The sequence below is a fragment of the Kitasatospora sp. LaBMicrA B282 genome (assembly GCF_050325825.1).
Lineage (GTDB): Bacteria > Actinomycetota > Actinomycetes > Streptomycetales > Streptomycetaceae > Kitasatospora.
In genome coordinates, this window is sequence record NZ_JBNQTI010000045.1 from 1 (window position 1) to 22,777 (window position 22,777).

Here is a 22,777-nt window from a genome sequence, read left to right on the forward strand (position 1 = left end):
GGGGGGTGGGGCCCGGTGAGATTGGATAAAAAAAAAAAGAAAAGAAGGGATCAAACATCCTTTCCCCCCTCCCCGGCGGCACCTTGTCCTGCCCCATGTGCACTGGCACTGACACACCTGAGGCCACCCATGCGTACTACCGCATGGGTGGCCTCGACGGTGCCGGGATTGAGACTGTGCTGCCGTTAGCCAGCGGCACGGCGGTGAGCCGTTAGACGATGTGGACGCGCTCCATGGTGCCGTCCTTATCGCGCAACAGCACCTCCTTCCCGGAGTCCATCTGCTCCGCCAGGAACCCATACACCTGTACAGAGCGGTTGATGGCATCTGCCCGGGATAGGCCGGTGACGCCCATGAGCTTTGCGAGGGCCTGGAGTGCAGCCGGGATCAAAGTGATGCTGAAACGCTCGCTGTCCCCGGAGCGAGTGGCCTTCGGCTCAGATTCTCGAGTCATGCGGGGTCCTTCCTCCTCCCCCTGCCGTTGCCTGCACGCTGTGTGCAAACGTGCCTCAAGGCTAGCATTAGAGGACTCAATACGCACCGATGAATGTACGGTTTTGCGCCTTCACCGGTGCCCTGGGGGTACAGTTGCCGTAGCTCGTCCGCGCTAACGACGTGGACGAGCTACGTGGCGCACGTATGCCACGCGGGTGCCTCCGCCCAAAGTGGGTGGACCGCGAGAGGAGAACCCATGTCGCTCAACGTCTCCGGTGACCACCGAAGGCTCTTGAGGCCTGCTTCTCAGCGTGCTGCTGTGCCCTAGCTCAGGGACCGCACCTGGCTGAGGGCGGCTTCAGCGCATCAGACCGTCAGGTTGCGCTGAGGGGCAGCCGGGGACTCCGGGGTCACCAGCGATCCCGGGCCCGGCCGCACAGAAAGTACGCCATACATGCCGAATTCGAACGAGTCGGACGAAGTGCCCTCGCAGGAGGCTGAAATCCGGATCAGGGTGACGCCGCTCGGCCGGCCTGAGGACATCGACAAGCCCACGGCGGATGCCTACGCGGCTATCTCGGTGACCAAGGACGGGGCCAAGAGCGAACTGTCCGTGCCGGGCAACAACACCAACCAGCTGATCCAGGCCACCAGCGAGATCTCCAAGCTGCTGGTCCTCGCCGCAGCCCTGATCGCCGTTCTGTGGATCGGGTCAGCGGCCGGGGTGCCCTGGTACATCGAGTCCGTCATCGCCCTGCTCCTGGTGATCGCCATGATCATCGTCATCACGGAGTACAAGCGCACCGAGAGCTGACTCGCTCGCGCATGACCTTGTCGTCCAGGAACAGCGCCACCAACGCCGTGGCCTCCGTTCAGCCGGAGGCCACGGCGATTCTGCATGGTTTCGCGGGCCAACGTGCCTCATGTGCCGGAACAGATCACTCTTGGGCTGACCTGCGAGAAGCCCTTGACAACCCTAGATAAAGTTCGTGCCGACCGCGTACTCCGCGGTCGACATACCGAGGTCGGTGGCACCGGCGAACTTCCGCCGCATGCGGTCCGCGACCCTGTGGAGCGCGCCGCACCTGGCACCGACCGCTCGCCACCCGGCGCGGCACTTGGCGCGGCACCTGGGCACGGCTCCCGCACCGCGCAGCAGCGGCCCACCCCGCGCCACCGGCACCGGCACCGGCCCGGACCCGCCGCCAGAAACCGGCCCCGGCCCCACGCCGGTCACCGGGCCGCCGCCGAGGCGCAGTCGGTTCACCCGCCGGTTCCGCCGGGAGGGAACGTAGGTCACCACCGGCACCGTCCGGGTGGCGACGTCACTCAGCTCGTTCATGGATCTGTTCTCCTTAGTCTGTGAGAGGGACCGCCGGCCGTGGACGACCGCCGTCCCCTGCGAACCACTTCACTCACCGCGGTGCCCTGACCCGGCACCACGGCCGCCCGCTCAGAGCTGCCGGCCGAAGGCGGCCGCCAGCCCGACCACCACCGGGACGACGCCGATCAGGACGAAGGCCGGCAGGAAGCAGAGCCCCAGCGGTGCCGTCGCCAGCACCCCGGCCCGGCGCACCCGGGCGTGTGCCGCACGCGTGGCGGCCGCCCGTTGTACGACGGCCAGTCCGGCCAGCGAGGCGGCCGGCGGCGTTCCGCTGATCGTCGTCCGCACCAGGCAGCGGGCGAGCGGGGCCAGCGCCGGGGACTCGTCCCCGAGCCGTTCCCAGACGGCCACCGGCGGTGCGCCCAGGGCCAGTTCCGCCGCGACGCCGGTCAACCGCGACTCCATCGGGTTGCCGATCGTGCGGGCAACGGCCTCGGCCGCCTGGTCCGGCGCCGCCGAGGAGCCGAGGCAGGCGGCCAGCAGCTCGGCGGTCAGCGGGAGTTGTGCCAGCAGCAGCTCCTGCTCGCGGGCCGCCCGCCGGAGTACGGCCCGGCGGCCGGGCCGCACCCGCCACAGCAACAGCGCGAGCAGGACACCGCCCAGGACCCCTGCCACTCCGGGCAGCACCGTGCCCGCCAGCAGCCCGACGAGCATCGGCACAGCCCGTTCGACGCGTTGGTGCCGTCGGCCCGGCAGCTCCGGCCGGCCCGTTGCCGGCGACCGGCTCGGCGGCCCGGCCGCCCCCGGAACGGACAGTTGCCAGGAGGCCGTTCGCCGCCGGGCCCGTCGTCGACCGAGCAGCCCGCGCAGCCATCGCCCAGCGCCGGCCACCAGCAGCACCGCCGGGGTGAACCCGAGGACGCCGATCACCAGCGGCAGCAGCTGCACCGGCAAGGCCGGCTCGAACCCACTCGGGCGGCCGTTCACCAGGACACCTCCAGCCCTGGGCTCCCCACCAGCCCGCCCGTCGGACGGGGCCGGTGGCTGCGGACCGCCCCGCGGGTACCGGCACGGTGCCGACCGGAAGCACGGGTTCGCCGCACCGCCTCCCACCACCGTCGCTCGCGCCCGCGGCCTCGATGCAGCCCGCCACGACCCGCACCGGTCCGGACCGCCGGGCGACGACTGCCCCGGCGCACCGGCACCGGGCCGGCAATGCCCCGGGGCCCGCCGACAACCGTCGGCGGCTCCGAGCGGCCTGGCTGCTGCGGCACAGCGGCCCGGGCGGCGGGTCTCGCCGCCGCTCCTCCGTGGATCCCCAGATCGGCGAGTGCGTCACGCACGATCCGGCCGCTCCAGTACAGCCCGACCGCCTCCAGGACGGCGCCGGCCGCCAGGCACCCCCAGCCCAGCGGGGTGTGCAGCAGGATCCCCACCGGCGCCGCCCCGAGGGCGGAGCCCAGCACCAGCCCGAAGGCGGGGAGCGCTGCGAGCAGAGCGACCGTCGTGCGTGGCCCGGCCAACTCGCCCTGCACCTCCTCCCGCAGCGCCAGGTCCGCCCGCAGCGCGTCGGCCACCTGGTCGAGCGCGGCGGCCAGTCCGGTGCCGCTCTCCGTCGCGACCTGCCAGCAGGCGGCGAGCGCGGCACCGCCGCCACCGCCCGGCAGGGTCGCCAGCCATCGCAGCGCGGCCGGGATGTCGGCCCCGAAGCGGCCGGCCACCAGCCGGGCCACCGCCTCCTCCCCGAGCCGCTCCAGCAGGCCGGCCGTGGCCCGCCCGGGGCCCGTGACCGTGTCCAGCGCCTGCTCCGGGGTCGCACCGCTGCGGAGCTCCCCCGAGAGCGCGGCACACAGTTCGATCACCGCGGTCGCCCGCGCGTGCTCGGCCCGAGCCGCCCGGCGCCGCTCCCGCCAACGGCAACTGGGGAAGATCAGCAACACCGCGGCCACCGCCGGGACCGGCGAACGCAGCAGGTACCCCGCCACCACCCCGCAGGGCACCGACAGCAGCTCGGGGACCAGCCAGCGCGGCCACAACGGCCCCGGCCGCAGCAACCAGCGCAGGCGCTGCAGCCCGACCCGCAGCAGGACCTGGGCACCGCCCCACCGGTCCAGCACGGCGCGCGATCGCCGCCGCACCCGGGCCCGGTGGTTCAGCCAGGCCCAGGCCGCCACCGCCGCCGCACCGAGCAGCGCGACGAGCACGCAGTCGACCTGTCGCCCGGTCGGCACCGGCATCCACCCGCTCATCACTGCCTCCCGTCGAGCGCGACGCCACGGGCCGCGCAGAGCTCTGTCAGGCGCTGCCAACCGGGGCCGTGGACGACCGATCCGTCCGCCCCGAAGCGCACCGCGGGAACCGTGACGGCGAGCCCACCGACATCGCCCGCCAGGGTGTGCAGCTCCGCCACCCGCCGCCGACCGGTGGCCTGGTCCCGGACCAGGTGGATCACCAGGTCCAGGGCGGCGCGCAGTTGGCTGTGCAGGGCCGTGCGTTCCAGCCCGGCCATCGAGCCGAGGGCTTCCAGCCGGACCGGAACGTCGGCGGCGGTATTGGCGTGCACCGTGCCGCAGCCGCCCTCGTGGCCGGTGTTGAGCGCGGCCAGCAGGTCCAGCACCTCGCCGCCGCGCACCTCCCCCACGACCAGGCGGTCCGGCCGCATCCGCAGGGCCTGGCGGACCAGGTCCCGCAGGGTGAGCTCGCCGAGACCCTCCTGGTTGGGCGGCCTGCCCTGCAGGCGCACCACGTGCGGGTGGCGGGGTCGCAGCTCGGCCGAGTCCTCGGCGATGACGACCCGTTCGTTCGGGCCGACCAGGCCGAGCAGGGCGTTCAGCAAGGCGGTCTTCCCGCTGCCCGTCCCCCCGCTGACCAGCAGCGAGAGCCGTGCCCGGACGATGGCGCCGAGCAGCCCGGCAGCGGCCGGCGGGATCGTGCCGAGCGCGACCAACTCGTCGATCTCGAAGGGCCGCCGACGGCTGATCCGCAGCGAGATGTGGGTGCAGTCGGTCGCGATCGGCGGGAGCACCGCATGGAGCCGGGTGCCGTCCGGCAGGCGGGCGTCGACCCAGGGGCGGGCGTCGTCGAGCCGGCGACCGGCCGCGGTGGCCAGGCGGTGGGCCAGGTGCCGCACCGCCGCCGCGTCCGCGAACCGCACGCCGGGCTCGGGGCGGAGCCCACCGCCGCGGTCGGCCCAGACCTCGTCGGGCCCGTTGACCAGGACATCGGTGATGCCGGGCGCGCGCAGCAGGGCCTCCAACGGCCCGGCGCCGACGAGTTCGGCGCGCAGCGCGCCCACCGTCTCCAGCAGGTCGTCGCCACCGAGCGGCGGGCGGGCGGCGCGCAACGCGGCGGTCAGCTCGGCCGTGGTCGGCGCAGCGCCCGCCTCGGCCAGCCGCAGCCGGACCGCATCGAGCAGGTCGGTGCCGGGCTCGGGCGGGGCGGTGCCCGGGGTGGTGACGGTCCGGCGTCCGAGGACGGCCGGGGTGGACCGTGGCCGCCCGCGCCCGGGCGCTGCGGGCCACGGCAGGTGGCGGTCCGGTGAGTGGCCGACGAGGCCGGCGTGGGCGCTCATGAGCGTGGTCCCCCTTCGCTGCTGGGCAGGACGTGGTCGAGGTAGGTGACGCAGAACCGGGCGAGCGGGCCGCGGCCCCGCAGGCCGGGCGGACGACCGCGCTCGGCATCGAGCCGGAGCCGGGCCTCGTCCGGGATCTCCCCGGCCAGCGGCAGGCCGAGCCCGCGGGCGACCTCGGCTCCTCGCAGGCCTGCCGAGCCGGGCAGCCGGACCACCGCGCGCAGGTCGGCCAGTTGTGGCGCGGCGGTGGCCGCGACGCGGCCGGCGGCCGCCAGCGCGCGCAGCTCCGCGGGTACCACCAGGAGGCCGGTGTCGGCCTGGTCCAGTGCCAGGCCGGCTGCGCGGTCGAGGTGGCGTGGCAGGTCGAGGACGACCAGGCCACCGCGTCTTCGTGCGGCGGTGAGAACGCTGCGCATGGCCGTCGGCGGGATCGGTGGGGCGCTTCCGCGGTCCCAGGACAGGGCGCTGATCCGGTGCAACCGGGGCAGCGCCTGGACGAGTTCGGTGCCGTTGACGCGGCCGCGGGCCGTGGCCAGGTCGGGCCAGCGCAGCCCGTCGACCGCCTCGCCGCCGAGCAGCAGGTCGACCCCGCCGCCGAGCGGATCGGCGTCGATCAGCATGGCCCGGTGGCCGAGCCGGGCGGCCGTGACCGCCAGGGCACAGGCGAGCGTGGAGGAGCCCGCACCGCCTCGGCCGCCCAGGACGGCGACGGTCAGCGCCGCGTCGCCCGGGCCCTCCACGGCATCGGCGATCCGGTCCAGCAGCCAGGTCTGCGCCGCCGGGAGGAACAGCACCTGCTCGGCGCCGAGTTGGACGCCACGGGCCCAGACCCCGCAGTCCTCGGGGGCGAGGCCGAGCAGCACCACGCCGGGCCGCCTGGGCAGCTCCGCGCAGCGCTCGTACTGGTCGTCGCCGAGCAGGACGAGCGGGGCGCTCTCCCAGAGCCGGCGGGGCGGGGCCCCGGAAGGCAGCCGGGGCTCGGCCCCGGCCGCCGCGCAGAGTCTGACCAGGTGCTCCGCGAGGGCTTCGTCCTCGGTGATGATCAACGGGCCGGCCGAGCCGGGGGCTTCGAGCGCCGGCTCGACAAATTCGAGCACGGGTGCGGACATGGTGGCCTCCCCAGGGCGGAATCCTCCCGAGACCCCGCAGGCCGGGCACCGCGGACTTCGCGAGCGAAGGCGTGCGGTGGACCCGGTCCGGCGCGGCGCGGGTGCGGACGATGGCGCCGCGGCCCTGCATCGCCCTGGTCGGCAGCTGTACGCCACCGGTCGGGCCGGGCCTCGGCTTGCGCACTACGGTGCCGCCGTCCCGCCCATGCCGCTGCGACCCTTCGATTCGCTGTGGATAACCCCGGGGATGTGGATATCCGAACTCACCCGGACGGCCTCACATCACTCGTCCGAGGAGTTCCGCACACCGAAATTGACGAGGCCGCGCAGTGGACTCCACACACCACCCGGATAACTACTCACAGTAACCATCGGGCTGGACTGCCGCCGCTCGCGGGATCACCCGGATCGCCACCCCCGCGCCCCTCAGCAGTCACCCGAGGCACGGCGCCAGGCCCGGAAAATGGCCCCGGACATGCGACGACCCCCGCCGGGGGGGAGAGCGGGGGTCGTCTATCCACGGCCCGACTCGGGGGGGAGGAGCCGGACCGGGTTAGCACGGTCGCGAACGATCCGTGACTTCCATGGTGTACCCGAGCGGCCAGAAACACAAACCAGCATGCCCTCGCGTCCACCGAATGGCCGTGCCGATCGGACCGCCATCTATCCTCGGTTCCTGTGGACGCCACCGAGAACGCCGATACCGCCAGCGGTACCGAGAACACCGCTCCGGAGAGCGCAGCGAATGTCACGCCGGACGACGGCCGGACCGCTCCGCAGACGATCGACGAGCCCGCGGCCGGGCCCGCCGACGCCGGCGACGACGCGCCCGGTCCCGACGCCCGCACCGGCACCGCGCCACACGGTGCCCACCCCACGGCCGCGCCGGAGCCCGCTCCCGGCCGCCACGGCGCCGGCCACCGGGCCACCGCGCTCCCGGCCGTCGACTTCACCCGTACGGCGGCGTTCTTCGACCTCGACAAGACGATCATCGCCAAGTCGAGCGCCCTGGCCTTCAGCCGCCCCTTCTACCAGGGCGGCCTGATCAACCGTCGGGCCGTGCTGAAGAGCGCCTACGCGCAGTTCGTCTTCCTGGTCGGCGGCGCGGACCACGACCAGATGGAGAAGATGCGGCAGTACCTCTCCGCACTGACCCGCGGCTGGAACGTCCAGCAGGTCCGCGAGATCGTGGCCGAGACGCTGCACGGCCTGATCGCGCCGATCATCTACGAGGAGGCCGCCGCACTGATCGAGCAACACCACGCCGCCGGACGGGACGTGGTGATCGTCAGCAGTTCCGGCGCGGAGGTCGTCGAGCCGATCGGCGCGCTGCTCGGGGCCGACCACGTGATCGCCACCCGGCTGGCCATCGAGGACGGCTGCTACACCGGCGAGATCGAGTACTACGCGTATGCCGAGAACAAGGCGGCGGCGATCCGCGAGTTGGCCGACCGCAAGGGCTACAACCTCGCCGACAGCTACGCGTACAGCGACTCGGTCACCGACCTGCCCCTGCTGGAGGCCGTCGGCCGCCCGTCGGCCGTGAACCCGGACCGGGCGCTGCGCAAGGAGGCCGCCGCCCGCGACTGGCCGGTCCTGGTCTTCGACCGGCCGATCGAACTGCACCGCCGACTGCCGGAGTTCAAGGCCCCGAGCCGCTCCGTGCTGGCCGTGGTGGCGGTCGGCACCGCCTGCCTGAGCGCGGGACTGGTCTGGCAGCTGGCGAGGCGGCGCCGCCCGGTCGGCTGACCTGCCCCGAGGCTCGTCGCGCCCCGGCCGCAACGGGACGCTCCCACGGGCCCGGCCGGCCCGCCGGAAGCCCGCCCGGCGGCGGACGGCGAGGACTGCCAGCCAGTCAGACCATGTCAAATGGGACAAAAGGTAAAGACTTCGCCATTCGAGTTCCGTTTGCCCAGGATCCGAGATACAAAGGACTCACGGCCCGCGAGACCCGGAAGGACCCGAAGAGGTCAGACCGACACCGCAGTTCAGGCCCCACGGACCGCGTACAACCTCCGAGCACCCACGTGCAGCCGACCCGCGATCGGGCCGCCGCACCAGGCGAACGGGCAGGATCCCCGCCTGATGGGCACATCCGGTGCACGCATGGTCACCCGGATCGTTGTACCAGCGGCGACACCAGCAGTCGGGGTGTCGCCGCAACTCTGTGCGCAGCCGGGCGCACTGCCCGATCCGCCGGCCGGGGCGACGGCGCAGCGACCGCCGCACCCGTCGCCACCGCCCGGCCGCACCGCTCAGACCATGCCGCGCTGCATCGCCTCGCACACCGCCGTGCTCTCCCGGACCCCGAGCCGCAGCGCCCTGCCGCAGTGCGTGATCCAGCGGGCCATGCCCTCCGCCGTCCCCGACAGGTAGCCCGCGAGCGCCTCCCGGTAGGCCGTGGTGCCGAGTTCGACCAGGCCCACCTCCGCCGGGCAGATCGCCTTCGGGTCCAGCCCCTCGGCGATCAGCACGATCCGCTGGGCGGCCCGGGCCACCAGGCCGTCGTGGCTGCCGAACGGCCGCAGCGCGAGCAGTTCGCCGTGCACCACCGCGGCGATCACCAGCGCGGGCGCCGCCCCCTGGGCGCCGGCCGTGCGGGCCGCGAGCAGTTGGGCGAGCTGGTCGAGTCGGGCCGCCACCTCGCCGGCCGGCGGTGCGGGCGGCAACGGCGTCGGGACGCCGTCCACAGCTCCGCCGGCCGGCACCGAGCCCTGGCCGGGCTCCACGTCGGGGGCGGCCGCCACGCCGTCCAGGGGTGCGATGTCGACCGGGAAGAGCTCGTCGAGGGCGTCGCCGTCCTGGCGCGGCCGCCCGGCCGCCGGGCTCGCGTCGCCCGCGGCCAGCAGGTGCAGGCGGGCCAGGACCTGCAGCGGCGAGGTGCGCCAGACGCTGAGCAGCTGGCCCGCCTCCGCCGAGATCCGCAGCGAGGCGCCCACCACGCGGTCCTCCGGCCCGGCACTGAAGTCACTGCGTCGGCGCACCTCCTCCAGCGGCCAGTCGGCACCGGCCAGTGCCGCCGACGCGCGGGCGCCGCGCAGAGCGGCCTCGGAGGTGACCTCGGGGGCGCGGCGCCGCATCACCCGGTGGCCGTAGAGCCGGTCCACCGCCTTGCGGACCTCGGCGACGGCTTCGGGCACCCCGGGCAGCTCGGCCAGCGGGACAAGCGGATCAGTTCCAGTGCTCACCTACCCGAGAGTAACGACACCCCCGCCGCAGGCCGCACAGCAACCCCGGCATCACCCGTTCGAGGCAATCCACCGTTCCCTCCCGCACACCACCCCAAACCCGGTCTACGATGGCAACTCTCGGATACGATAACGATTATCAACAAGTCCGCCGATCGCCACCCCGAGCCGCTCGACGGACCGAGAGCCGGAGTCCCAGATGAAGATCGCCTTCGTCGGCAAGGGCGGCAGTGGCAAGACCACGCTGTCGGCACTGTTCATCCGCCATCTGGCGGCCGCCGGCAGACCGGTGATCGCGGTGGACGCCGACATCAACCAGCACCTGGGCCCGGCACTCGGCCTGACGGACGATCAGGCGGCCCGACTCCCCGCGCTCGGCACCCATCTGCCCGAGATCAAGGAGTACCTGCGCGGCAGCAACCCGCGGATCGGCTCGGCCGCGGAGATGATCAAGACCACGCCGCCCGGCCGGGGTTCGCGACTGCTGCGGGTCGTCGAGGAGAACCCGGTGTACGCGGCCTGCGCCCGCCCGGTGGCGTTGGACGAGGGTTCGGTGCGACTGCTGGTCACCGGCGCGTTCGCCGAGGAGGACCTCGGCGTCTCCTGCTACCACTCCAAGGTCGGCGCGGTCGAGTTGATGCTCAACCACCTGGTCGACGGCCCCGACGAGTACGTGGTCACCGACATGACCGCCGGCTCCGACTCCTTCGCCTCCGGGCTCTTCACCCGCTTCGACCTGACCTTCCTGGTGGCCGAACCGACCCGCAAGGGGGTCTCGGTCTACCGCCAGTACAAGGAGTACGCCCGGGACTTCGGCATCGCCCTGCGCGTGGTCGGGAACAAGGTGCAGTCCGCCGAGGACTTCGCGTTCCTGCGCCGCGAGGTCGGCGAGGACCTGCTCGCCGTCTTCGGCCAGTCGACCTGGGTCCGCCAGCTGGAGCAGGGCGCCGAACCGCCCCTGGACTCGCTGGAGCCGGAGAACCGCGCCGTCCTGCAGCTGCTGCGCGCCGAGCTGGACGCAGCGCACCAGCACCGCGACCCGCGCCGGTACACCGCGCAGGCCGTCCACTTCCACCTGCGAAACGCCGAGAGTTGGGGCAATGCCAAGGCGGGCGTCGACCTGGCGACCCAGGTCGACCCGTCGTTCGTCCTCGAGTCCGCGGCGCTCGACGCCCACGACGGCGAACCTGCGGCCGGGCCGGCGGAGCCCGCCTGCGCCGCCGCAGCAGCCGCGCCGGCCGCCGAGACCGTCCCGGACACCGACCCGGCCGGCGCCGCGGTCTGAGCCGGCATCACCCGGAGGGCCGGGCACCCGCGACGCACGCGGGCGCTCGGCCCTCCGGCGTACCGGCCACCCGTCGACATGGCGTCATACCCCGCTGACCTGCGGTGATACCACCTGGGGGCGCCTGCCTGAGACCCTCACAGGGGCGCTCGGTGAACTCCGCACGCCGTCCACCGGAGTGAATCTCCACCAGAAGGCTCCCGCACACACTTGCGCTATGCGAAGCTTCCATTACTCATAGTTTACCAAGTCTTGGTGCGTGAGATCGGTGGCCAGAGCTCTGCGCCCGCCTCCGGCGCAGCTCCGCAGCCACCCCAGCTCCTGTCGTGCCCCAGGCAGTCGTCCCGATCGACCGCACCGGCGCCGGACTTGGCCGCAGCACTGGACGCGACGGCGTCCGTTCCCCGGAAGGACGGGAAGCCATGGCCCTCGACACTCCCCCTCTCCCGCCTCGCACCGACGTCACCACGGAGAGCCACGCCCCGCCGGCCCGGGCCGTGCCCGGCCCACAGCCGGAGTCCGCGGCGACCGCCCGTCACGGTGGCCCGAGCCGACCGGATCTGGCGGCCTCCCTGGCGGTCTTCCTGTTCGCGGTGCCGTTCTCGCTCGGCATCGCGCTGGCCGCCGGTGCGCCGCTGACGGCCGGGCTGATCGCGGCGGGAGCCGGCGGCATCGTGGCCGGACTGCTGGGCGGAACGCCCCTGCAGGTCAGCGGCCCGTCAGCCGCGCTCATCGTGATCGTCGCCAGCCTGACCGCCCGCTACGGCTGGCAGGCCACCTGCGCCATCACGGTCGGCGCCGGGCTGTTGCAGCTCCTGCTCGGCTCGCTGCGGGCAGCCAGGTCCGCCCTGGCACTGTCCCCGGCGGTGGTCCACGGCATGCTGGCCGGCGTCGGCATCACCATCGCGGTCGCCCAGCTCCACGTGGTGCTGGGCGGCAGCCCGCAGGGATCGACACCGGCCGACCTGCTCGCCCTGCCGGCCCAGCTGTCCGGGCCGCACCTGCCGGCGGTCGCGGTGGGTCTGCTGGCCATCGCGGTGCTCTGCGGGTGGCCACGGCTGCACCGGCTGCCCGGCCGGGCCGGCCGGGTCGGCGCCCTGCTGGGGCAGGTACCCGCCGCCCTGGTGGCGGTGGCCGCCGGCACCGCACTGGCGATGGCCTGCGACTTCCGGCTGGCCCGGGTGGAGCTCGCCGACTGGAGCCTGCGCGACCTGCCCGTGCTGCCGCACGGCCCGGTGCTCGGCGTGCTCGGCGCCGTCCTGACGGTCGCCGCGGTCTCCGGCGTGGAGTCACTGCTCTGCGCGGTGGCCGTCGACCGGCAGAGCGGGCTGCCCGGTGACCTCGACCGCGAGCTTCGCGGGCAGGGCGTCGCCAATCTGGTCAGCGGCCTGCTGGGCGGACTCCCGGTGGCCGGCGGCACGATCCGCAGCGAGGTCAACCTTCGCGCCGGCGCCCGCACCCGCTGGTCCGCCGTGCTGCACGGCTGCTGGGTGCTGCTGGCCGCGGCCGCGCTCACCGGCGGGCTGCGCCGCATCCCGCTCGCCGCTCTGGCGGCGCTGGTGCTGGTGGTCGGCCTCCGGATGGTGGGTGCCGCGCACATCCGCAAGGTGCACCGCCACCGCGAGTTCGCCGTCTACCTGGCCACCGTGCTCGGCGTGATCCTGCTCGGCGTCCCGCTCGGGGTGGCCACCGGGGCCGCCATGACCGCGGTGCTCGGCCTCTACCGACTCGGCCGGGCCAACATCGAGGTGGGGAGCGATCGGCACGGCGGTCGCGAGCTGCGCCTGCACGGCCCGCTGACCTTCCTCTCGGTGCCGCGGCTCACCGGAGCGCTCGCCGCGATCCCGCTCGGCACCCCGGTCACCATCCGGCACGACGGCGCGTTCCTGGACCACTCCGCCTTCGAGGCCCTGCGGACCTGGCGGTCGGACCGGATCGCCCGCGGCGACCGGATCACCATGGTGACCGACCGCCACGACGAGCAGGTCCTGAACCCCGACGGCACGGTCCTCCCCGCCGACGACGCCGGCCCGCACCGCTGCCGCGCCTGGACCCCGTGGGTCGGCCACCACTGCATCGACCAGGAGGACGACCCGCACGGGCGGCTGCTCAGCGGGGTCCGCGGGTTCCAGGTGCACACCGCCCCGCTAATCCGCCCCGAGCTGGCCCGCCTGGCCCGGGAAGGGCAGAGCCCCTCCCAGCTCTTCCTGACCTGTGCCGACTCCCGCCTGGTCACCAGCATGATCACCAACAGCGGCCCGGGCGACCTCTTCACGGTCCGCAACATCGGCAACCTGGTGCCCGCGCCGCACGAGCCCGGCGCGGCCGACGACTCGGTGGCCGCGGCGGTGCAGTACGCGGTGGAGGTCCTGGAGGTGCGCAGCATCACGGTGTGCGGGCACTCCGGGTGCGGCGCGATGAAGGCGCTGCTGAACGGCGTACACGAGCAACCCGGTCGGCCCACTCCGCTGGCCCGCTGGCTGCGCAACGGGCGCGGGTCGCTGGCCCGGCTCGCCCGGGTCCCGGCGGAGTTCACGGACCGACCGGTGGTCGATCAGGTGGAGCAGCTCTGCATCACCAACGTGATCCAGCAGCTCGACCAGTTGCTGACCAATCCGGCGGTCGAGGAGCGCGTGCTGGACGGCACGCTGACGCTGGTCGGCATGTACTTCGACTTCGCCACCGCCCAGACCTACGTACTCGACCGGGAGAGCGGGAGGTTCAGCCCCGTCGTGGGAACCCGACAGATCGCCAGCGCCGCCTGACGCCGGCCGCGCGCCAGCAGCCACCCGGCAGCAGACACCAGGCGACAGACACCAGGCACCGGGTGCGCAGCAGGCGGCGCACCGGGTGTGCCGGCCGGGCCGGGAAGCCCGACCGGTCAGGCCGGCACACCCTCCGTCCACCGGCGACCCCACCAACCAGCGACCCTGCCGACCGGTGGCCCCGTCAACCGATGCCCGCCGACCGATGCCCCGCCAACCAGCGATCCGGCAGCCCGTGATCGTCAGCCAGTGATCTTGTTGAAGATCTTGGAGTACGCGTACCCCGTGCCCTTGTCGTAACCGTCGACTTCCCAGAACGCCAGCTCCTGCACGCCCTTGCCGGCCGCGAAGCTCTCCAGGGTGGCGGCGTTCGCCTGGGTGAAGTTCTCGTTGTCGTCGTTGCGACCCGCGATCGGGGTCAGGCCCAGGCGGCCCCAGACCTGGGCCGAGCTGCCGCCGTAGAGTCCGGCCAGCTGCCCGTGCGTCGCGTTGGCGGCCGACTCCGCGTCCTTCAGGGCGTTCTGGCCGTTGCCGAAGTCCATGGTCATGATGTTGACCAGGTTCACCCGGACGCCCTTGCTCTTGGCGTCCTTGAGCAGGTCGAGGGCGTTGGACTCCAGACCGGTCGGGTCGACCGGGACGGTGAAGTCGACCTGTACCGAGGGGTTGGCCTTCTGCAGCGCCGCGAGGGCCTGGTCCCGGCGGGCGTTGGCCGCGGTGTCGTCCAGCACGCTGCCCTCGATGTCGAAGTCGAGCCGGGTGATGCCGTAGGTCTTGACCACGTTGGCATAGCTCGCGGTGAGGGCGGAGACCGAGGAGCAGGTCTGGGCCAGTTCGCCGCCCGACTCGCCGCCGAAGGAGATGATCACGTTCCCGCCGGCCGACTTGAGGGCGTTGACCTGCCCGGTGAAGGCACCGAGCGCGTCGTTGCCGTCCTCCCACATGGGGGTGCAGCCCGACTTCGGGGTGAGGAAGGCCAGGGTGTAGTAGCGCACCCCGCTCGCCTGGTGGTCGGCGGCGAGGTCGCCCGCGTCCGACCCGCCGATCTGCAGGTAGGGGGCGGCGTAGTGGGCGGGGAAGGCGGAGGCCGCCTGCGCGGGGGTGGCGCTGAGGCCGAGGCAGGCCGGCAGCAGCGCCGAGGCCGCTGCGGCGAGGCGGATCTTCTTGTCCATGACAACCTTTCAGATGCCAACCTGTCCGGCCCGCGGGGCACCCCAACACGGCGCCCCATGAGACACCATGACGGGGCGCCGGACCGAAGTCGGCACGCGGAGTGGGGGATCCACCAGTTAGTAAAGGTTCCTAACCGGAACTGCGATGGTGTCGCCCGGCCAGGAACCTGTCAAGGGAATGCGCACGCCCTGGCATCGGCAGCGCCGGCCGACACCAGGGCGCGCCCCGCCTCATCCCCTCAGTCGATCACCCGCGCCAGGTCCGCCGGCGTGACGTACCCGGGCCAACGACCGTCCGAAAAGAGGTGGATCCCGGCGTCCTGGTAGCACTGGTCGACCAGCTGGGAGCAGATCTGGTGCCGGGTGTCCGCGACGTACCCCTTGACCAGCCCGCCACCGGGCAGGCGGAGCCGGTGGGTCGCCAGGGCCGCGTAGTCGAGGAAGCTGTACGGCACCCCCAGGTACCGGCGGGCGGCGGCGATTATCGCCACCCGCTGATCGCTCGTCAGCGCTATCCGATCACTGGACCACAGGGTCTGATGACCCCCGTAGGTCGACAGCGGCACCTGCCGCGCGCCACCGGGTTCGGCCTCGACCACCTCGTCGTCACCGACCAGGATGAAGGCGTGCTCGTAGTCGGCGAAACCGTCGCCATTGAGCCACTGGCCCAGGCGAATCAACCGACCGATATCGCCACCCATGTGCACCACGGCGAAATCGCCGGGTCTCGGCAGCGGGGCGGATGGAACAGGAGATTCCGACATGGCTCAACTCCCCTGAGTGCCACGCCAGCGAGCGCACGCCGCCGCGCCACTGCGGCCACACCAGGCCCAGGCGAATCGGTGGCGGCCTTGCTGGGCTGATGACTTCAGTGGAGTACCGGCCACACCAGGCGTCAAGGCTCGCCGCAGCACCTGAAACGAGGTCGTCCACGACTCCCGAAACCTGCGGGGACGCGCCATCACCCACGACTCGACCGCAACATGACACACTGCGAGCAAAACAGATCACGAAACGGTGGAAAACAGACACCAATCCGCTTCACGTGCACGTAGCCTTGCCCCTGACGACCAACAATCGATCAAAGGTCTACACCAATTTGGCAGGGCCCCTTGTCAAGTGACCTGTTCAGCTGGTGAGCTGTGCGCTGGGACACACGGGACAATCCCTCAGCAGGGGGTATATCCCGCAACACTGGCGCCCATTTCCCGCGGGGCTCGCGAGGGAAAGCGCCGCGAACAAACTCGATGAGGAGTACGCGTTGAGCAACGAGAGCCTGGAGAACCTGCTCAAGGAGGAGCGGCGCTTCGCCCCGCCCGCCGAGCTCGCCGCAGCAGCCAACGTCACCGCCGCCGCGTACGCGCAGGCCTCCGAGGACCGGCTCGGGTTCTGGGCCGAGCAGGCCCGCCGCCTCGACTGGGCCGTCGAGCCGACCCAGACGCTTGACTGGTCCAACCCGCCGTTCGCGAAGTGGTTCGCCGACGGCAAGCTGAACGTCGCCTACAACTGCGTCGACCGCCACGTCGAGGCCGGCCTCGGCGACCGGGTCGCCATCCACTTCGAGGGCGAGCCCGGCGACAGCCGCGCGATCACCTACGCCGAGCTGAAGGACGAGGTCTCGCGGGCGGCCAACGCGCTGCTGGAGCTCGGTGTCGCCAAGGGCGACCGGGTCGCGGTGTACCTGCCGATGATCCCCGAGGCGGTCGTCACCATGCTGGCCTGCGCCCGGATCGGCGCGGCCCACTCGGTGGTCTTCGGCGGCTTCTCCGCCGACGCCGTCGCCTCCCGGATCCAGGACGCCGACGCCAAGGTGGTCATCACCTCCGACGGCGGTTACCGACGCGGCAAGCCGTCCGCGCTCAAGCCGGCCATCGACGAGGCGCTGGCCCGTCCGGACGTCCAGGTCGAGCACGTCCTGGTGGTCCGCCGCACCGGCCAGGAGATCGCCTGGACCGAGGGCCGCGACGTGTGGTGGCACGAGCTGGTCGAGCGTCAGTCCGCCGAGCACACCCCCGAGGCGCACGATGCCGAGCAGCCGCTCTTCATCCTGTACACCTCCGGCACCACCGGGAAGCCGAAGGGCATCCTGCACACCTCCGGCGGCTACCTCACCCAGGCCTCGTACACGCACCACGCGGTCTTCGACCTCAAGCCGGAGACCGACGTCTACTGGTGCACCGCCGACATCGGCTGGGTCACCGGCCACTCGTACATCGTCTACGGCCCGCTCTCCAACGGCGCCACCCAGGTGATCTACGAGGGCACCCCGGACACCCCGCACCAGGGCCGGTTCTGGGAGATCATCCAGAAGTACAAGGTCAGCATCCTCTACACCGCCCCCACCGCGATCCGCACCTTCATGAAGTGGGGCGACGACATCCCGGCGAAGTTCGACCTGTCCTCGCTGCGGATCCTGGGCAGCGTCGGCGAGCCGATCAACCCCGAGGCGTGGATCTGGTACCGCAACCACATCGGCGCCGGGAGCACCCCGATCGTCGACACCTGGTGGCAGACCGAGACCGGCGCCATGATGATCAGCCCGCTGCCGGGCGTCACCGAGACCAAGCCGGGCTCGGCCCAGCGCGCGCTGCCGGGCATCGCCGCCACCGTCGTCGACGACGAGGGCCGCGAGGTGCCGAACGGCTCCGGCGGCTACCTGGTGCTCACCGAGCCGTGGCCGTCCATGCTGCGCACCATCTGGGGCGACGACCAGCGCTACATCGACACCTACTGGTCGCGCTTCGGCCACGGTCACGACGCGAGCATCCCCGAGTGGCGCTACTTCGCGGGTGACGGCGCGAAGAAGGACGAGGACGGCGACATCTGGCTGCTCGGCCGGGTGGACGACGTCATGCTCGTCTCCGGTCACAACATCTCGACCACCGAGGTCGAGTCGGCCCTGGTCGGCCACCCCGCCGTGGCCGAGTCGGCCGTGGTCGGCGCCACCGACGCGACGACCGGTCAGGCGATCGTCGCCTTCGTGATCCTGCGCGGCAACGCCGCCGAGAGCGACGAGCTGATCGCCGAGCTGCGCAACCACGTCGGCAAGACGCTGGGCCCGATCGCGAAGCCGAAGCAGATCAAGGTGGTCACCGAGCTGCCCAAGACCCGCTCCGGCAAGATCATGCGCCGCCTGCTGCGCGACATCGCCGAGGGCCGCGAGGTCGGCGACACCACCACGCTGGCCGACTCCTCGGTGATGAACCTGATCCAGTCCCAGCTGCCGTCGGCCGGTAGCGAGGACTGAGTCACCGGGCGGCCGTCGCTCCGAACGGGCTGAACCGGACGGACTGAACCGAACGGGCTGAACCGAACGGCTGTGGGCCTCCCCCGCGCGAAGCGGAGGGGGCCCACAGCCGTTTCTGCGGTCGGTCAGCAGCGCTGCCGGTCGGCGTCGGCGGCCAGCTCGCGCAGCGTCACGTGCGCGGCCTGCAGGAACCGGCGGCGTTTGGCCGGCGGGGAGCTGACCAGCGCCACCAGACCGGTCCCGGCCTGCGGGTCGAAGCCGGCGAACGCGAGGAACCCACGGGTGCCGCCCTCGTGGAAGAGGACCTGCTGCGCCTCCGCCCGGCGGTCCCAGGCACCCAGGGCAGCAGGAGCACCCGCAGTACCCGCAGCACCCCAACCGTCCCGACCGTCCCGGGCACCCCAGTCGTCCCGCGCACCCCGGCCGTCCCGGACCCGCTCCTCGCCCGGCACCGCCGCCCGACCGCGCCCGACCGCGCCGCCGGCGGAGTCCCAGGCCGCGCTGTCCCGGGCAGCCGGCGCCCGTGGGCCGCCGCGCCACCCACCACCCGTCCGGTCCGCGGGCATCCGGGCCGCCGCCCGCCCGGCCCGACCCCGCACCCCGGACATGCGGGAGGCCGCAGCCCCCTGGGGCAGACCGAGCAGCACCTGCCGCAGCCGCTGCTCGGGACTCGACGCGCTCGGCTCCCTTGCCGTCGCCTGACCGCCCAGCTCCCAGGCCGCCTGACGGTCCATCTCCTCAGCTGCCTCCGCCCGCTCGGCCTCCCCGCCGATCGCCCCGACCAGTTGCTGCTTCCAGCCCAGGCAGATCCCCCCGCCGGTGGCCCGCCAGGGTGCCCGCGGCCGGCGGACCTCGCTCAGCGCGGTCCGCAGCGACGCGTCGAGCCCGTCGGCGGCACCGGCCACCACCAGCGCCTGGAGGTAGCGGAGCATGTCGTCGGCGCTGGACCGCAACGCGGCCGCACCGGGGAGCGCCGGCATCCGGAACGACGGGACCCGACGGCCCCGCCGGTACCCGCTGCCCACCTCTCCGCCCGGCCCGCAGGAGGTGTCCAGCAACCCGAGCGGGGCGCAGACCCGGTCCGCGAGCAGGTCCTCGTACCGCAGGCCGGCCGCGTTCTCCAGCACCAGTCCGAGCAGCCCGCAGCCGAGGCTGGAGTAGCGCACCTGGTTCCCGGGCGTGCCGCGCACCGGCGTGCGGGCCAGCGAGTGCAGCAGGTGGGCCACGCCGAAGGTCGCGCAGGGCCGGGTGAACCAGTGCGGCGTGGTGCTCGGCAGCAGGCCGACCGGCAGCCGGGGCAGGCCGGAGGTGTGGGTGGCGAGGTGCAGCAGGGTGATCGGGCGTTCCTTCGGGTACCCGGGGACGGCACCCGCCGGCAGGTACTGCTCGATCGGATCGTCGTACCGCACCTCGCCGCGCGCCACCATCTCGGCGAGCAGCAGCGCCGTGAAGGTCTTGGTCACCGAGCCGAGCTCGAACCGGGTGTCGGCCCGGACCGGCCGCAGGGCCGCCGGATCGGTGTACCCGCGGCAGGCGACGGCCCGCTGCTCGCCCTGGATCACCGCGACCGCGATGCCGCTGTGCGGCGGCAGGCCCTGGAAGAGCGGTCGCAGCCGGCGTTCGATCCGCAGGGCGTCGGCGGTGGCGAGTTCCCGGCCCGGCGCGCGCCGGGCGCCGGCGAGCCGGACGGCACCGCGGGAGGGCGCACGGACGGCACCGCGGGAGGGCGCACGACCCGGGGAGTCGGCAGGCGGCACGCCACCAGCCGGCGCGTCCCCGGCGGCCGACCCGCGCAGCGAGAGCGCGACGGGCGGGTGGGACCGCAGTTGGCGGGCCGGCAGTGCGGTGGCGCCGGCGGGCCGGCCGGTGAACGCGACCTGCGGCGCGGTGTCGGGCACGGCTGCCGGGGCCGGCGTGAGGGGGGTGCTGGTCGGGTCGGACGGGGTGGTGGGCCGGGGCGGGACCGCGGGCGGGGGCGGAACGGGCGAACGCCCGGCCGGCGGTAACAGGGGCGGCGTGCTCTGCGCGCCCTCACCTCCCGCTGCTGGGTTCGGCACGGCGGTCCGGCCGGACGGCACCGCCGCGGTGGGCCCGGCCTGCTCGGCCGGTTCCTGAACGGACATGGGGTTGCCTCCGAATGGAGTCGATTGCGGCCGCTTCTCCGCGCGGCGCGTTGACATGACGATAAGTTCGCCCACGCTCCGCCGCATGCGCTCGACCTGGGCCGCAACCGCGGAAGTCGAGGCTCCCCCACCCCCACCCAGGCCGCCCCGACGCCACCCTGGCGCCACCCGCACCGCCGCCCGGCTTGCCCCAGCACCCCACCTTCTGCGCCAATAAAATATGACAATACGGATATCACTCTCGGCCTCCCGTAGACTGTCAAGGTCGCAACAAGATCGGCGACAGTTCTCCGAGGCGCGCCGGGAAGTCTGGTCGGCACTGCACCACCGGTGCATCCACCCGTCCGTCCCGCGCCCTGGAGGTCCCCCGCGTGGCCAGCCCGCCGCCCCATGACCACTCGACGGACCGCCCGGACCGCTCGGCGGACCGGCCGTCAGACGGCTCGCCGGACCGCTCGACCACGCACCCGCGCCGTCAGTTCCTCGGCCTGCTCCCGCTGCCCGAGCGCCGCTACCTGGCCGAGGCCCTGCGCACCGAGACGGTCGGCGGCATCCTGCTGCTGCTCGCCGCCGTCGCCGCGCTCGTCTGGGCGAACGTCTGGCCGCACGCCTACCAGAGCGTGCTGCACCACCCGGTCGGCCCCTCCGCCCCGCTCCACCTGAACCTCCCGCTGGAGGCCTGGGCCAAGGACGGGCTGCTGACCGTCTTCTTCTTCGTCGCCGGCATCGAGCTCAAGCGCGAGTTCGTCGCCGGTGAACTGCGCAGCCCCAGTGCCGCGCTGCTGCCGGTGGTCGCCGCGGTCAGCGGCGTGGTGCTGCCCGCGATCGTCTTCACGGTGGCCAACAGCGGGGCCGGCGGGCACCCCGGCGGCTGGGCGATCCCGACCGCCACCGACATCGCCTTCGCGCTCGGCGTGCTCGCCGTGGTGGGCAGTCACCTGCCCTCCGCGCTCCGCGCGTTCCTGCTCACCCTGGCCGTGGTGGACGACCTGATCGCCATCCTGATCATCGCGGTCTTCTACAGCTCCGGGATCAGGTTCTGGGCGCTCGGGCTCGCGCTGGCGGGGCTGGTGCTGTTCTGGTTCCTGCACCGGCGCGGCGTCCACGGCTGGTACCTGTTCGTCCCGCTGGCCCTGGTCATCTGGGCGCTGATGCACGAGAGCGGGATCCACCCGACGGTGGCCGGCGTGGCGATGGGCCTGATGCTGCGTTGCCACCGGGAGGGCGCCGAGGAGCACTCGCCGGGCGAGCACATCGAGCACCTGGTCCGCCCGCTCTCCGCGGGGGTGGCGGTGCCCGTCTTCGCGCTGTTCGCGGCGGGGGTGACGATCTCGTCCGGCGCGATCCGGGACGTCTTCACCCAGGCGATGCCGCTGGGCGTCGTGCTCGGTCTGCTGGTCGGCAAGACCGTGGGCATCTTCGGCGGCACCTGGCTGGCCGCGCGGTTCACCAGGGCCGAGCTGAACCCCCAGCTCAGTTGGTCCGACCTGTTCGCGGTGTCCACCCTGGCCGGCATCGGCTTCACCGTCTCGCTGCTGATCAGCGAGCTGGCCTTCCCGAACGACCCCGAACTGGCCGACCGGGCCAAGGCGGCGGTGCTGATCGGGTCGCTGCTCTGCGCGCTGGTGGCGACCGTGCTGCTCAAGCTGCGCAACCGGCACTACCGGCAGCTCTGCGAGGAGGAGGACCGGGACAGCGACGGCGACGGGATCCCGGACGTCTACCAGCGCGACGACCGCCCAGCGGACGACCAGCACCAGGACGACCAACACCAGGACGACCGCCAACGGGACAGCCGCCCGACGGCCGGCGACGGCACGGCCCGGCCTGGCCCGGTCACCGGCTGACGGGGCGCCGGGCATGATGGGATGGTCTGCGAACCGGAGAGCTGCCGGGCGGCTGCGGAAGGGTGACACGTCATCCGGCTCGGTCGGCCTGAAGTGGTGCCTGACTGGCCGGTAGGGGCATGATTCTGAGCTGTCCGGAATCTCAGCAGAGGAGAAGACCAGATGTCCGCAGGAACCGCAGGCCCGTCCGACAGCACCCGGCCGCCCTACGAGGGCGAGCGCTCGGTCGGTCAGCTGTTCGCCGCGGCCACGGCTGACCTGTCGGCCCTGGTCCACGACGAGATCGCGCTGGCCAAGGCGGAGATCCGACAGGACGTCAAGCGCGGCGTGGCCGGCAGCGTCTCGATCGTGGTGGCCGGCGTGGTCGCGCTGGCCTCGATCCCGATGTTCAGCTTCGCGGCGGCCTACCTGCTGAAGTACTGGGGGGTGCCGCTCGGCGGCGCCTTCGCCCTGGTCGGCGTGGCCTTCCTGCTGCTGGCGGGCCTGCTCGGCCTGCTGGCCTGGCGCTCCTTCAAGAAGATCGAGCCGCCGCGCCGCACCATCGAGGGCGCGCAGGCCACCGCCGACGTGCTGAAGAACGCGCGGCCCCGGCCGGCCACCGCCGAGGAGCGCGCGGCCCTGGAGCACTGAGCCGGGTTCCGGAACCCGGCGCCTCGGTTGTAGCCCGAACGAGTGCCGGGACGATGTTCCCGGCCCGAATGTGACACGCTC

General features: G+C 73.0%; 16 protein-coding genes and 1 pseudogene. 7 read left to right on the forward strand and 10 right to left on the reverse strand.

Translation table 11 applies throughout. The annotated features are described in order from the left end of the window. Nucleotides 1-211: 211 nt before the first annotated feature. The gene (locus ACQRUO_RS15255; RefSeq protein ID WP_428316434.1) at nt 212-454 is read right to left on the reverse strand and encodes a hypothetical protein; all 243 of its coding nucleotides are present in this window, start codon (nt 452-454) and stop codon (nt 212-214) included. Nucleotides 455-889: 435 nt separating this feature from the next. Here ACQRUO_RS15255 and ACQRUO_RS15260 point away from each other — a divergent pair, with 435 nt between their 5' ends. Further along, complete coding sequence (locus tag ACQRUO_RS15260; RefSeq protein WP_428316435.1) at nt 890-1,249, forward strand: hypothetical protein; 360 nt, start codon at nt 890-892, stop codon at nt 1,247-1,249. A 162-nt stretch (nt 1,250-1,411) separates the two neighbouring features. Here ACQRUO_RS15260 and ACQRUO_RS15265 read toward each other — a convergent pair whose 3' ends face one another. The 5 genes from ACQRUO_RS15265 to ssd all read right to left on the reverse strand — a co-directional run bounded on the left by ACQRUO_RS15265 (nt 1,412) and on the right by ssd (nt 6,439). Beyond that, nucleotides 1,412-1,777 carry a hypothetical protein gene (locus tag ACQRUO_RS15265; protein ID WP_428316436.1) on the reverse strand — a complete coding sequence of 122 codons (366 nt, stop codon included), beginning with the start codon at nt 1,775-1,777 and terminating at the stop codon, nt 1,412-1,414. A 111-nt stretch (nt 1,778-1,888) separates the two neighbouring features. Beyond that, nucleotides 1,889-2,746, reverse strand: coding sequence for a type II secretion system F family protein (locus ACQRUO_RS15270; RefSeq protein ID WP_428316437.1), 858 nt, complete (start codon nt 2,744-2,746; stop codon nt 1,889-1,891). Further along, a complete protein-coding gene (locus ACQRUO_RS15275) occupies nt 2,743-4,008 on the reverse strand; it encodes a type II secretion system F family protein (protein ID WP_428316438.1) in 1,266 nt (421 codons plus the stop codon). Before ACQRUO_RS15275 ends, ACQRUO_RS15270 begins: the two co-directional genes overlap by 4 nt. Continuing rightward, nucleotides 4,008-5,330, reverse strand: a complete 1,323-nt coding sequence (locus ACQRUO_RS15280) for a TadA family conjugal transfer-associated ATPase (RefSeq protein WP_428316439.1) — start codon at nt 5,328-5,330, stop codon at nt 4,008-4,010. Before ACQRUO_RS15280 ends, ACQRUO_RS15275 begins: the two co-directional genes overlap by 1 nt. Further along, entirely contained in the window at nt 5,327-6,439 is a 1,113-nt protein-coding gene (ssd, locus tag ACQRUO_RS15285) for a septum site-determining protein Ssd (protein ID WP_428316440.1), read from the reverse strand. Before ssd ends, ACQRUO_RS15280 begins: the two co-directional genes overlap by 4 nt. Before the next feature lie 954 nt (nt 6,440-7,393). Between ssd and ACQRUO_RS15290 the strand changes: the two are divergent. Further along, nucleotides 7,394-8,188, forward strand: a pseudogene (locus ACQRUO_RS15290) (HAD family hydrolase); the annotation flags it as partial. A 506-nt stretch (nt 8,189-8,694) separates the two neighbouring features. Here the strand turns inward: ACQRUO_RS15290 and ACQRUO_RS15295 are convergent. After that, a complete protein-coding gene (locus tag ACQRUO_RS15295) occupies nt 8,695-9,627 on the reverse strand; it encodes an oxidoreductase (protein WP_428316441.1) in 933 nt (310 codons plus the stop codon). Between the two features lie 199 nt (nt 9,628-9,826). Here ACQRUO_RS15295 and ACQRUO_RS15300 point away from each other — a divergent pair, with 199 nt between their 5' ends. Both ACQRUO_RS15300 and ACQRUO_RS15305 read left to right on the forward strand, forming a co-directional pair. Next, entirely contained in the window at nt 9,827-10,912 is a 1,086-nt protein-coding gene (locus ACQRUO_RS15300) for an ATP-binding protein (protein WP_428316442.1), read from the forward strand. Nucleotides 10,913-11,334: 422 nt separating this feature from the next. Further along, the gene (locus ACQRUO_RS15305; RefSeq protein ID WP_428316443.1) at nt 11,335-13,677 is read left to right on the forward strand and encodes a SulP family inorganic anion transporter; all 2,343 of its coding nucleotides are present in this window, start codon (nt 11,335-11,337) and stop codon (nt 13,675-13,677) included. 242 nt (nt 13,678-13,919) lie between these two features. Here ACQRUO_RS15305 and ACQRUO_RS15310 read toward each other — a convergent pair whose 3' ends face one another. Beyond that, entirely contained in the window at nt 13,920-14,849 is a 930-nt protein-coding gene (locus ACQRUO_RS15310) for a chitinase (RefSeq protein ID WP_428316444.1), read from the reverse strand. Nucleotides 14,850-15,088: 239 nt separating this feature from the next. Next, nucleotides 15,089-15,529, reverse strand: coding sequence for a hypothetical protein (locus ACQRUO_RS15315; RefSeq protein WP_428316445.1), 441 nt, complete (start codon nt 15,527-15,529; stop codon nt 15,089-15,091). A 581-nt stretch (nt 15,530-16,110) separates the two neighbouring features. On the opposite strand from ACQRUO_RS15315, the gene acs reads away from it, so the two are divergent. Further along, nucleotides 16,111-18,096, forward strand: a complete 1,986-nt coding sequence (gene acs, locus ACQRUO_RS15320) for an acetate--CoA ligase (RefSeq protein ID WP_428316446.1) — start codon at nt 16,111-16,113, stop codon at nt 18,094-18,096. Nucleotides 18,097-18,221: 125 nt separating this feature from the next. Here the strand turns inward: acs and ACQRUO_RS15325 are convergent, their stop codons facing one another. Beyond that, nucleotides 18,222-20,219, reverse strand: a complete 1,998-nt coding sequence (locus tag ACQRUO_RS15325) for a serine hydrolase (RefSeq protein ID WP_428316447.1) — start codon at nt 20,217-20,219, stop codon at nt 18,222-18,224. A gap of 488 nt (nt 20,220-20,707) precedes the next feature. Between ACQRUO_RS15325 and nhaA the strand changes: the two genes are divergently transcribed. Together nhaA and ACQRUO_RS15335 are read left to right on the forward strand one after the other, a co-directional pair. Next, a complete protein-coding gene (nhaA, locus tag ACQRUO_RS15330) occupies nt 20,708-22,066 on the forward strand; it encodes a Na+/H+ antiporter NhaA (RefSeq protein ID WP_428316474.1) in 1,359 nt (452 codons plus the stop codon). Between the two features lie 162 nt (nt 22,067-22,228). After that, on the forward strand, nt 22,229-22,696 hold the full coding sequence (locus ACQRUO_RS15335) for a phage holin family protein (RefSeq protein WP_428316448.1): 468 nt from the start codon (nt 22,229-22,231) through the stop codon (nt 22,694-22,696). Nucleotides 22,697-22,777: the final 81 nt, after the last annotated feature.